Origin of the sequence: Aromatoleum sp., from assembly GCF_035254505.1 — a bacterium.
In the GTDB taxonomy this organism is placed as follows: Bacteria; Pseudomonadota; Gammaproteobacteria; order Burkholderiales; family Rhodocyclaceae; genus Aromatoleum.
Genome location: NZ_DATFAO010000004.1, coordinates 1 through 10,817 on the forward strand (window position 1 = coordinate 1; position 10,817 = coordinate 10,817).

Consider the following 10,817-nt stretch of genomic DNA (forward strand, 5'->3'; position numbering starts at 1 on the left):
GAATCCGGGACACTTCATTGTAACAGTTCGTCGCAGCGGCGATGCTGGTGCGCTCGGCGAGCGCGGCGAGCGTCCCTTCCTCGCCGGGGAAGTAGCGCACCCGGCCGCCGAGCCGCAGGGCTGCCAGATCGGTCACCCAGCGTTGAAACCACTCCACGAGTTGCACCATGCCGAATCCGGCGGCCAGCGCTTCCTTCGATTTCAGCCAGCTTTCCCACTGACCAGCCAGCTTGAGCGGATCGATCGCGGGGATCTGCGCGATTTCCTTGACGAAGCGCCGGTGCATCGCGCCCCCGCCGTTCTGCACCAGACGCTGGGCCGCGAGCGGCATGCCGCCGACCAGCGCCAGCAGATCATTGTCGATGGCCTCCTGTTTGGCCAGCCATTCTTTCAGTTCGTGCTCGGTGGGCCGCGAAAAGCTCCATTGCTGGCAACGGCTGCGAATCGTCGGCAGCAGGCGACGGGGCGCTGACGAAACGAGCAGGAAGATACAGCCGACGGGCGGTTCCTCGAGCAGCTTCAGCAGCGCGTTCGCGGTATAGGCATTCATCGCCTCGGCGGGATCGACGACGATGACGCGGCGATTGCTCTGGTGCCCCGTGACGGAGAGGGTCTCTTGCAGGTCGCGGATCTGCTCGATGACGATCTGCGTGGACTTCTTCTTTTCGCTGGCGCTGCCCGCGCTCTCACTCCCCTCCCCGCTCTCGCCTTCGGCGCCAGCTGCATCGGCCTCGGGAACGATCGGCAGCAGGTCCGGGTGGTTGCCCGAAAGGCGCAACTGGCACTGCGGACAGTGTCCGCAGGCGTGGCCATCGGCACCGGGCGACGCGCACAGCAGTCGGGCGGCGAGCGCGTCGGCAAGCGCGCGCTTGCCGAGCCCCGGGGGACCGACGAAGAGGAGCGCATGCGGCAGCCGATCGCCGAGGCCGACCAGGCGCGACCAGCTTTCGGCGAGCCAAGGGAGCATCATCGGAACCAGCGCTCGGTGACGATGCGACAGACTTCGGCGCGGATTTCGTCGGGTGCGCGATCGGCTGCGACGACGACGATGCGCTCGGGGGCTTGGCGCGCGCGTTCGAGGTAGGCGGCGCGCACGCGTTCGAAGAAGTCGCACTGTTCGCGCTCGAAGCGGTCGGGGTCGACACCGGTGCCGGCAACGCGGCCCGCCGCGATTGCCGGGGTCAGATCGAAGATCAGGGTCAGGTCGGGCTGGAGGTCAGGGTGGACCCACTTTTCCAGCGCCGAAAACTTTGCCGGATCGAGCCCACGGCCGCCGACTTGGTAAGCGTAGGTTGCGTCGCTGAAGCGATCGGACACGACCCATTCGCCGGCCGCCAGCGCAGGCTCGATTCGGGCGGCGAGATGCTCGCGGCGCGCGGCGAACATCAGCAGCGCTTCGGTTTCGAGGTTCATCGGCTCGTGCAGCAGCAGCTCGCGCAAGCGCTCGCCGAGCGGTGTTCCTCCGGGCTCGCGCGTCTGCATGACTTTCAGGCCTTGCGCTTCGACAAGCGCAACGACGGCGGCGATCTGACTGCTCTTGCCCGCCCCGTCGATACCTTCGAAGGTGATGAATCGTCCGCGTTTCTGGCTCAACTTCCCGGCCCTCGCTGATATCGGCTGACGGCCTTGTTGTGTTCGTCGAGGTTCCTGGAGAACTCGCTGCTGCCGTCGCCGCGCGAGACGAAGTACAGGAAATCGGTCTGGGTCGGACGCACCGCCGCGTTGAGGGCCTCGCGCCCCGGCATCGCAATCGGCGTCGGCGGAAGGCCGGTCCGGGTGTAGGTGTTGTAGGGGTGATCGGTTTCGAGGTGCCACTTGCGCAGGCGCCCTTCCAGCGTTTCGCCATAACCGTAGGCGACGGTCGGATCGGTCTGCAGCTTCATGCCGGCACGCAGGCGATTGATGAAGACCGACGCGACGAGACCGCGGTCCTCCGGCCGGCCGGTTTCCTTTTCGATGATCGACGCAAGGATCAGCGCTTCGTACGGCGATGTGAGGGGCAGTTGGGCTTCGCGCGACTCCCAGGCCTCGGCGAGTTGGCGTTGCATGCGCACGTAGGCGCGCTTGAGGACGGCGATCGTGCTCGATTGCTTGTCGAAAAGGTAAGTATCGGGGAAGAACAGGCCCTCGAGATGCAGTTCGCTGGCACCGATGGCCTGCAGGAGGTCGGTTTCCGACAATCCGACGGTGTCGTGCAGCAGATCCGGGTTCGATTCGAGCGCCACCCGCACCTGGCGGAAGGTCCAGCCTTCCTGCAAGCGCGCTTCGCCTTGCGACACATCGCCGCTGGACATCTTGAGGATCAACAGCCACGGGGTGACGCCCTGGTGCACTTCGTAGCTGCCGGCGAGAATCTTGTCGCCCTTGCCGGTGGTGCGCGCGAGCCAATAAAGCATGCGGGGACTGACATCGATGCCGGCCGCGGCAATGCTTGTGGCGGCCTGGCGCATCGTGAAGCCGCGCTGGACGGTGAAATCGATGACGGGCTGGGCCAGCTTGAGCGGGCGCTGGGCATACCACCATGCAATCGCGGTGACTGCAGCCAACGCCAGCGCGACGGCGAGCGCCAAACGGAGAATCAGGGATCGGGTCAGCAAAGTGAAAATCAGGTGCAAAGGCGCGCCAATACGCGCCGGAGGAATGTTCGGACGTCCGGGGGGCCCTATAATACTTCATCCCCTTTCCTCCATCCCTTCCACCCTCCCGACAAAGAGACATGAACACTCCCTGGAACGACTTCCTCGCGCAACAAGGCGCGACCTCCGTCGAAACGGGCGTCCGCTTCGAGGCTCCCGAAGCAGAAGTCCGCGCCGCGACCGACGGCACCGTGGTGGTCCCCCTCGTGCATTTGGGCCTGATCCGCGCCACCGGCGAGGATTCGGTGACGCTGCTGCATAACCTGCTGTCGAACGACGTGAAGAAGCTCGGGACCGAAGACGCCCAGTGGTCGAGCTTCAATTCGCCGAAAGGCCGGATGATCGCGAGCCTGCTGCTGTGGAAGGACACGGATGGACATATGATCGCGACCTCGGCCGACATTCAGCCGATGCTGCTGAAGAAGCTGTCGATGTACGTGCTGCGCAGCAAGGCGAAGCTGAGCGATGCGGGGGTGGACACGGTGCTCCTGGGGCTGAGTGGTCCGGAAGCGGCTTCGATTGCCACTGGAGCCGGTTACGCGGTGCCGCTTGCGCCGATGAAGCAGAGCGCTTCCGGCGACGCACGCTGCATCCGGCTGAATGAAAACAGCCTGATCCTCGCAGTGCCCGCGGCTGCAGCGTCCGAAGTCTTCGGCAAGCTCACCGCCGGCGGCGCGCGCAAGGCGGGTACGGCGGCCTGGCAGGCGGCGATGGTTCGTGCCGGCATCCCGATGATCACGGCCTCGGTGCAGGAAGAATTCGTCGCGCAGATGCTGAACTTCGATCTCATCGGCGGCGTCAGTTTCAACAAGGGATGCTATCCGGGCCAGGAAATCGTCGCTCGCATGCAATACCTCGGGAAGCTGAAGAAGCGCATGTACCGTGTGCATGTCGCGACCGACACGGCGCCGCAGCCGGGGACTGACCTCTTCGCGCCCGATTTCGGCGATCAGTCCGCCGGGAAACTGGTGAATGTCGTGCCGGCAGCCGATGGCGGGTATGAGGCACTGGCGGTGCTGCAATCGAGCAGCGCCGCGGCAGGCGAAGCGCATCTCGACACGCCCACCGGGCCGCGCGTGACTTTCCTCGACCTCCCTTACGCCCTGCCTGAGCAATGAGTACCGAACCGTCCGTTCCGGTCAGCTACTACATCTACTATCGCGTTCGCGCGACCGCCGAGCGTGAGGACGCCCACGCGACGGTGCGCGCGATGCAGACGGCGCTGGCGCAGCGCACGGGGGTCCAGGGGCGCCTGCTCGAGCGTTGTGGCGAAGACGTGACGTGGATGGAGATCTACGAGAACGTGCGCGATACCGTCGCGTTCGAGATTGCGCTGCGAGAGGAAACGGCCATCAAGGACCTCGAAGCGCTGATCGAGCCGGGCTCCGCGCGGCACATCGAACGCTTCACCGAATGTGCCTGATCGTCGTCGGATGGCATGCCCATCCGGACTATCCGTTGGTGGTCGCGGCGAATCGCGACGAATACCTCGCACGTCCGGCTGTGCCGGCGCACTGGTGGACCGATGCGCCGGATCTTCTGGCCGGGCGCGATCTCGAAGCGGGCGGTACCTGGATGGGGCTGACGCGGGAGGGCCGATTCGCTGCGCTGACGAATTACCGCGATCCGTCGCAACGCCGGCCGGGCGCTCCGTCGCGCGGCAATCTCGTCAGGGACTGTCTCGCGTCCTCGGCGGAGACCGCGGCATCCCTGCAAGCGGTTGCTGAAATCAGTTCGCAATACGCGGGCTTCAACCTGCTCGTCAGCGACGGCAAGGCGCTCGGCATCCACGAGAGCATGAGCGGCGCCGTGCGGCTCCTGGAGCCGGGCATCTACGGCCTGTCGAACCACCTGCTGGACACGCCCTGGCCTAAAGTCCGCCTCGCCCGCGAATGCTTCGGCGCCGCCCTCGCGCAGCTACCCGACGAAGCGGCTTTCCTGGCGCTGCTGCGTGACGACTCGCCGGCCGAGGACCATCACCTTCCGGAAACCGGCGTCAGCCGGGAATGGGAGCGCTGGCTTTCGCCCGCCTTCATCCGCGCGCCGGGCTACGGAACACGGTGTTCGACGCTGATTGCGATGCATCGCGACGGCAGCGTGCGGATGCGCGAATGGACGTGGTCCGACCAGGGCGAACTCGCCAGCGAGGTCACGCACCGCTTCCACACACGCTGATCGCAGCCGGGGCAAGCTTTCGGCGCATCGTCTGATGCTGGATGCCGGCTTCGACGAAGATTTCACCTTCGGGCGCGAAGCCGTGGCGAAGGTAAAAGTCGACCGCCGAAATCTGCGCATTCAGGACGACATCGGAACGTCCCTGGCGCTGAGCCTCGGCGACCAGGGCTTCGAGGATTCGCCCGCCGATGCCCTGGCTTCGCCAGTCGGCGGCGACGGCCATGCGGCCGATATGGCCGTCGGGCAGCAGGCGTCCCGTGCCGATCACGCGGCCGGCCGGGTCTCTCGCAACGGCGTGGCGATACTTCGGGTCGTTCGGATCGCGCTCGAGCTCCGCAGGCACGCCCTGTTCGCCGACGAAGACTTCTTCCCGTAGCGGCATGACGAGCGCGCCGGCTTCCGTCCAATCGAGGATGCGGATCGTCGGCACCTGCCCCGCGTAGCGGCCTTCTTCGATGTCGACCTGTGTCCCGGCCGGGACGAGGTCAAAAAGCTCGAGCACGTCGTGGTTGCGCATGCGGATGCAGCCGTGCGACAGGGGCACGCCCATCGGCTGATCGTCGCCCGTGCCGTGGATATAGATGTAGCGGCGCATCGAGTCGAACTTGCCGAGGCGATTGCGGCCCAGCTCGCAACCGCTCAGCCAGAGGATGCGCGTGAGGATCCAGTCGCGGCCCGGGAACTGGGCGGCAAGGTCTGTCGACCAGATCTCACCGGTCGGACGGCGGCCGCGAAAGACGGCGCCCAGAGGTGCAGCATCGCCGATCTTCGCCCGGATGCGATGACGGCCGCGCGGGGTGCAGCCGCTGTCCTGGATCTCGCCGGGGCCGTTGAGGGCCGTCGACACGGTGTAGCGTCGGATGCACGCGCCGTCGGCCGCGATCAGCCGCAGCGCCTGTTCTTCGATGCTGACATGGATGCGCATGGCGGTCATGCGATCAGCGTTCGGCTGCGCCGCGCGGCGAAGAAGCTCGACAGGAGCTGGCCGCACTCGTCGCCGAGAACGCCGCCGGCGATGTCTGCGTGGTGATTGAGCCGCGGTTCGGCGAAGAGGTCGATGACGCTGCCGGCAACGCCGGTTTTCGGGTCACGGGCGCCGAACACGACACGGGCGATGCGCGCGTGCATGATCGCGCCGCTGCACATCGCGCACGGTTCGAGCGTGACATAGAGTTCGCAGCCCGGCAGGCGGTAGTTGCCGAGGCGCGCCGCGGCGTCGCGCAAGGCCATCACCTCGGCGTGCGCGGTCGGGTCGTGCCGGCCGATCGGCTGGTTGAAGCCGCGTCCGACGATCTCGCCGTCGAGCACCACTACGGCTCCGACGGGCACTTCGTCGCAGCTTCCCGCCATTCGCGCCTGCTCCAGCGCAGCGCGCATGAAATCTTCGTCAGTCATCGACTTGCTCTCCTTGACGCTCAAGTTTACTGGAGAGCAAGCCGATGCGCTCGGCCGAGGCAGTGCTCAGGCAGCAGCCAGCGCTTTCTCGAGCTTGGCCTTCAGGCGCTGGGCGGTCTTCTCCGCGCCGACGACGAAGCGGCTGTGCTTGCCGCGTGCGACTTCTTCGAGCGCGTCGCGGGCAGTGAATTCGAAGGTCACGGCGGGGCCGTTGACTTCGGTCACCTTGACGCTGATCTCGATCCACATGCCCAGCAGCGTCGCGCCGACATGGTCGAGTTCGACGCGGGTCCCGACCGAGTCCTTGCCGGCTTCGATATGTTCGAGCAGCAGGTCGCGGCAGACGACTTCGATGTCGTAGAGCAGCGACGGCGTCGAATAGACACGGCAGTCATCGCCCATGAAGCCGATCGTGCGGCCCTTGTCGATGTCGTAGCGCTTGGTCGAGGTCAGGCCAGCTTTCAGTTCGCTCATCTTTCAGTCTCCTTGTGGTGGACGCCGGTCGATGCCGGCGCCGGTTTCGTTTCGATCACTTCGCGCCTGCACGGATTGCGTCCGCTTCGAGGCGCGCTTCGACGTAGCGGGCGAGCGCCTTCGTGCCGCGGCCGCAGTTGCGGAAGACGCAGACGCCCTGGTCCATCAGGCGGGCTGCCATCGCGTCGTAGAGCGAACCGCCGTCGACGATGCCGATGACCGGTTTATCGCTCTTTGCAGCGAGCGGCGGGTAGATGTGCACGGTGCCTTGCGGGTCGGACAGGTCGTAGCCGGGACGCAGCTTGCTGGTCTCCAGGCCGCGGATCGACGGCGCCGTCGGGTCGAGGCCGACGACGACGGCGTCGATGTTCGGGTCGTCGAGGAAGGCTTCCGTGATCTTCAGGTGGGTGTCGTCGTCGGCACCCGGGTTGATGTCGATGGGGTTGCGGACCTCGACCAGCGCGTCCAGACGCTTCGCGGCGAGGATTTCCTGCACGCGCTTCACGGTCGCCGCGTCGAGTTGCCCCGTCTCCAGCGAGAAGGTTTCGGTCGCGATCGAGTCCGCCATGCCGACCGCCTCGAAGCCCGCGCCGCTGATCGCGCCGAGGCGCTTGCCGACTTTCTTGTGATGCAAGGCGCCGGCGATGTAGAAGAGGTCGTCGAAGATGTTGAAGTCTTCGGCGACGATCGCACCGGCCTGACGTAGCACGGCCTCGAAGAGGATGGGGTCACCGGCGACGGAGGCCGTGTGGCCCATGACGCCCCCTGCCCCGGCTTCGGTGCGGCCCGATTTGTAGACGACGACCTGCTTGCCATTCAGCACTGCCTTGCGCACCGCCTGCGCGAAGTCGAGGCCGTCACCGTCCTTGAAGCCTTCGATATAGACGCCGATTGTCTCGATCTCCGGGCGTTCGGCGAAGAAATCGAGCATGTCGCCGTGCGTGAGGTCGGTCTGGTTACCGAGCGCGAGCATGTAGCGCGGGTCGAGCCAGGGGTTCTGCGAGATACGCGTGATCATGAAGGCGCCGGACTGGCTCAGCATGACTGAGTTGCGCTCCGCCTTCTTCTGCGGCTTCGGCAGGCGTTCGAGCGGGATGAACCAGGAGTCGTAGCCGCCGGGGTGCGACACGACACCGAGGCAATTCGCGCCGAGGAAGATGGGCCCGCCGCCGGGGTTGCCGTGCGCGGCGTTGATCTTCGCGGCGAGCGCGGCGGCGGGTTCGCGGCTCTTGGCCGTTTCGCCGAGGCCGCCGGGGATCAGCATCACGGATTCGACGGCATCGCTCGCGATGATCTCGTCGACGAGTTCATACACCGCGTCGGAGGGCACCGCGACGATCAGGAGGTCGAGCTTCGCCGGCAGCGCGCGCAGGCTCTCAACGCAGCGCACGCCGTCGATCTCGGTCTCGCCGGGCCGGATGATGGTGAGCTTGTCCTTCGGGTAACCGCTGCCCATCAGGTTCTTGAGGATGATGCGGCCGAAGTTCATACCGCTCGCGGAGACGCCGATGATGCCGATCGACTGCGGATGGATCAGCTTGTCGATCTTGTGCACGGGGCGCGGAAGACGGCCGGCGATGGGACGCCCGAACTCGACGCGAGCGGCGCCGACCGTGGGCTTCTTCGCGAACTGCACGGCGTCGAGTTCGAGATGCTGGATCACGAACTCCGTTTGGGCGTTCTGCACCGAATAGTCGTGGCCGAGACCGAGCATCAGGCCGAAGCAGAATTCGAGCACCGGGTCCGGCGGCCGGCGGCCGGCGCGCTCTGCGGCGACGGCGATCTTCTGGTACGCGAGGGTGCGGCGGAAGAGGCGCAGGAAGTCGGCGGCGTCGGTCAGTTCGACGGAGGCGGAGACGGCTGCGCGATCCTTGCGGAAGTTCGCGCGGTCCAGTGCCGCATCGAGCCCGCCGGATCCCGCGCTGAGCACCATGCCGAACTCGCGCGTATTCTCCAGCGTGATGCGCAGGTCGACGCCGCCCGGCACGCCCTCCGCGAGCGCCGCACCGAAGCTCGCGACGAAGCTTTCGCACTCGGCCGCGTCGAGCGCGCTGCGGCCCTCCGCTGCAGCCTGCTTGAACAGCTCGCCGGTCTTGGCGATCACGGCCTCGCCCGGACTGATGGTCACTCGATCGTTCACTGCCCTGTCTCCATTATTGTCTGCCGTCTCGACCCTAGCGGCCGGCGGCTTTGTTCACCCTTCGACCCAAGCGTTCTTGCCTGCCCTACGCCTTCGGCCGCTTGTCGATCACACGCTTGGCCTTGCCGACCTGGGTGCGTTCGATGCGGCCGGTTTCGACGACGTACACATCCGCGCTGACCCCGACGCCGCTCTTGATCTCGTGGCGAAGGTTGGTCGCGATCGCCGCGCGCTGGCTCTCGTTGAGCACATCCGAGAGGTCGGAGCGCACTTCGGCGAGCACGGTCAGTTCATCCATGTGATGCGGGCGGCTGATCTGCAGCTGGTAGTGGCCACACAGGCTTTCGTGGCGGAGGATGATTTCCTCGATCTGCGTCGGGAAGACGTTCACACCGCGGATGATCAGCATGTCGTCGCTGCGGCCGGTGATCTTGCCGATGCGCCGCATCGTGCGCGCGGTGCCCGGCAGCAGCACCGTGAGGTCGCGCGTGCGGTAGCGGACGATGGGCAGCGCTTCCTTCGTCAGCGAGGTGAAGACGAGTTCGCCGGGCGTACCGTCAGGCACGACTTCGCCGGTGGCCGGGTCGATGATCTCGGGGTAGAAGTGGTCTTCCCAGATGTGCGGACCGTCCTTGGTCTCGATGCACTCGCAGGCAACCCCCGGGCCGATCACTTCGGACAGGCCGTAGATATCGATCGCGTCGATGCCGAGACGCGTCTCGACCTCGCGCCGCATCTCGTTGGTCCAGGGCTCGGCGCCGAAGACGCCGATGCGCAGGCTGGTCGAGGCCGGATCGATCCCTTGCGTCTGCAGCTCGTCGGCGATCGTCAGCATGTAGGACGGCGTCGCCATGATCATCGTGGGCTTGAATTCGCGGATGAGCTGCACCTGCTTCTCGGTGTTGCCGCCGCCCATCGGGACCACCGCCGCGCCGAGCGCCTCGCCGCCGTAGTGCGCGCCCAGCCCCCCGGTGAAGAGGCCGTAGCCGTAGGAATTGAGAATGATGTCGTCGGCGGTGCCGCCGGCTGCGCGCAGCGAGCGCGCCATTACCGAGGCCCACATCGCGATGTCGTTCTTCGTGTAGCCGACGACCGTCGGCAGGCCGGTCGTGCCGGAGGACGCATGCACGCGCACGATGTCGCGCATCGGCACCGCAAACATCCCGTAGGGGTAGTTGTCGCGCAGCTCCTTCTTGCTCGTGAAGGGGAAGCGCGAGAGGTCGGAGAGCTGCTTCAGGTCCGAGGGATGCACGCCCGCCGCGTCGAAGGCGGCGCGATAGTGCGGCACGTTGTCGTACGCGTGCTGCAGGCTCCATTTGAGGCGTTCGAGCTGCAGCGCGGCGAGTTCATCGCGGCTTGCCTTCTCGATCGGATCGAGCGTTTCCGGTGCTGCGCCTTTCGATGCTGCAAAGCTGTCCCTAGCCGACATGTTCGGTCTCCGCCATACGTTCCACAAATTTTCGGTTTTCTACAACCTTGTTCTGAATGTGCTCGATCTGCTCGGGCGACAGGTGGCGGAAACGGCCCATCACCTTGAGGTACTCCGTCACTGGCAGTGGATCGTCGACCGGCTTCGTGAAGTGCAGGCCGGTCTTCGGCGTGTACTCCCACAGCATCACGAAATTGGTCTCGACGGCCTTCCTCGCGACTTCCATGTTCTGGTGCGAGGGGAAGCGCCACCCGGTCGTGCAGGGGGAGTAGACGTGCAGATAGGCGAAGCCGGTCTTGGAGGCTTCGAGCGCGCGGTCGAGCTTCTCGTAGAGGTCCTCCATGTAGGCGGTGGACGCCGTCGCGACGTAGGCGCAGCGGTGGTTCATCATGATCAGCGGCAGGTTCTTCGCGTCCTGCGTCTTGCCGCGCGAGGTCTCGCCCACCGGCGTCGTCGAAGTCCATGCGCCGTAGGGCGTGCAGCTCGAACGCTGCATGCCGGTGTTCATGTATCCCTCGTTGTCGACGACCATGAAGAGCATCTGCTCGCCGCGCTCGGCCGCGCCGGA

At 66.0% G+C, this 10,817-nt stretch carries 12 protein-coding genes; 3 read left to right on the forward strand and 9 right to left on the reverse strand.

The window, feature by feature from the left end:
* From holB to mltG, 3 genes are all read right to left on the reverse strand, one after another.
* The coding region (gene holB, locus VJ673_RS00405; RefSeq protein ID WP_324124027.1) for a DNA polymerase III subunit delta' at nucleotides 1-970 on the reverse strand (970 nt) is incomplete at its 3' end.
* Nucleotides 967-1,593: a dTMP kinase gene (tmk, locus tag VJ673_RS00410; RefSeq protein WP_324124028.1), complete on the reverse strand. Its 627-nt coding sequence runs from the start codon at nucleotides 1,591-1,593 to the stop codon at nucleotides 967-969. The genes tmk and holB, both read right to left, overlap by 4 nt.
* Nucleotides 1,590-2,606: an endolytic transglycosylase MltG gene (mltG, locus tag VJ673_RS00415; RefSeq protein WP_324124038.1), complete on the reverse strand. Its 1,017-nt coding sequence runs from the start codon at nucleotides 2,604-2,606 to the stop codon at nucleotides 1,590-1,592. Before mltG ends, tmk begins: the two co-directional genes overlap by 4 nt.
* 110 nt (nucleotides 2,607-2,716) lie before the next feature.
* Between mltG and ygfZ the strand changes: the two genes are divergently transcribed.
* From ygfZ to VJ673_RS00430, 3 genes are read left to right on the forward strand one after another with little or no spacing between them, the layout of a single operon-like run.
* On the forward strand, nucleotides 2,717-3,754 hold the full coding sequence (gene ygfZ, locus VJ673_RS00420) for a CAF17-like 4Fe-4S cluster assembly/insertion protein YgfZ (RefSeq protein WP_324124029.1): 1,038 nt from the start codon (nucleotides 2,717-2,719) through the stop codon (nucleotides 3,752-3,754).
* A complete protein-coding gene (locus tag VJ673_RS00425) occupies nucleotides 3,751-4,059 on the forward strand; it encodes a DUF4936 family protein (protein WP_324124030.1) in 309 nt (102 codons plus the stop codon). Before ygfZ ends, VJ673_RS00425 begins: the two co-directional genes overlap by 4 nt.
* Nucleotides 4,050-4,811 (forward strand): NRDE family protein, encoded by a 762-nt coding sequence (locus VJ673_RS00430; RefSeq protein ID WP_324124031.1) that lies wholly within the window; start codon nucleotides 4,050-4,052, stop codon nucleotides 4,809-4,811. Before VJ673_RS00425 ends, VJ673_RS00430 begins: the two co-directional genes overlap by 10 nt.
* Here the strand turns inward: VJ673_RS00430 and VJ673_RS00435 are convergent.
* The 6 genes from VJ673_RS00435 to VJ673_RS00460 form a co-directional block, all read right to left on the reverse strand.
* Nucleotides 4,786-5,745: a GNAT family N-acetyltransferase gene (locus VJ673_RS00435; RefSeq protein ID WP_324124032.1), complete on the reverse strand. Its 960-nt coding sequence runs from the start codon at nucleotides 5,743-5,745 to the stop codon at nucleotides 4,786-4,788. The genes VJ673_RS00430 and VJ673_RS00435 overlap by 26 nt on opposite strands.
* On the reverse strand, nucleotides 5,742-6,206 hold the full coding sequence (tadA, locus tag VJ673_RS00440; RefSeq protein ID WP_324124033.1) for a tRNA adenosine(34) deaminase TadA: 465 nt from the start codon (nucleotides 6,204-6,206) through the stop codon (nucleotides 5,742-5,744). Before tadA ends, VJ673_RS00435 begins: the two co-directional genes overlap by 4 nt.
* 66 nt (nucleotides 6,207-6,272) lie before the next feature.
* Nucleotides 6,273-6,680, reverse strand: a complete 408-nt coding sequence (locus VJ673_RS00445) for a thioesterase family protein (protein WP_324124034.1) — start codon at nucleotides 6,678-6,680, stop codon at nucleotides 6,273-6,275.
* A 55-nt stretch (nucleotides 6,681-6,735) separates the two neighbouring features.
* A complete protein-coding gene (locus tag VJ673_RS00450) occupies nucleotides 6,736-8,820 on the reverse strand; it encodes a CoA-binding protein (RefSeq protein ID WP_324124035.1) in 2,085 nt (694 codons plus the stop codon).
* Nucleotides 8,821-8,905: 85 nt separating this feature from the next.
* Nucleotides 8,906-10,249, reverse strand: a complete 1,344-nt coding sequence (paaK, locus tag VJ673_RS00455) for a phenylacetate--CoA ligase PaaK (RefSeq protein ID WP_324124036.1) — start codon at nucleotides 10,247-10,249, stop codon at nucleotides 8,906-8,908.
* The coding region (locus VJ673_RS00460; protein WP_324124037.1) for a thiamine pyrophosphate-dependent enzyme at nucleotides 10,239-10,817 on the reverse strand (579 nt) is incomplete at its 5' end. The genes VJ673_RS00460 and paaK, both read right to left, overlap by 11 nt.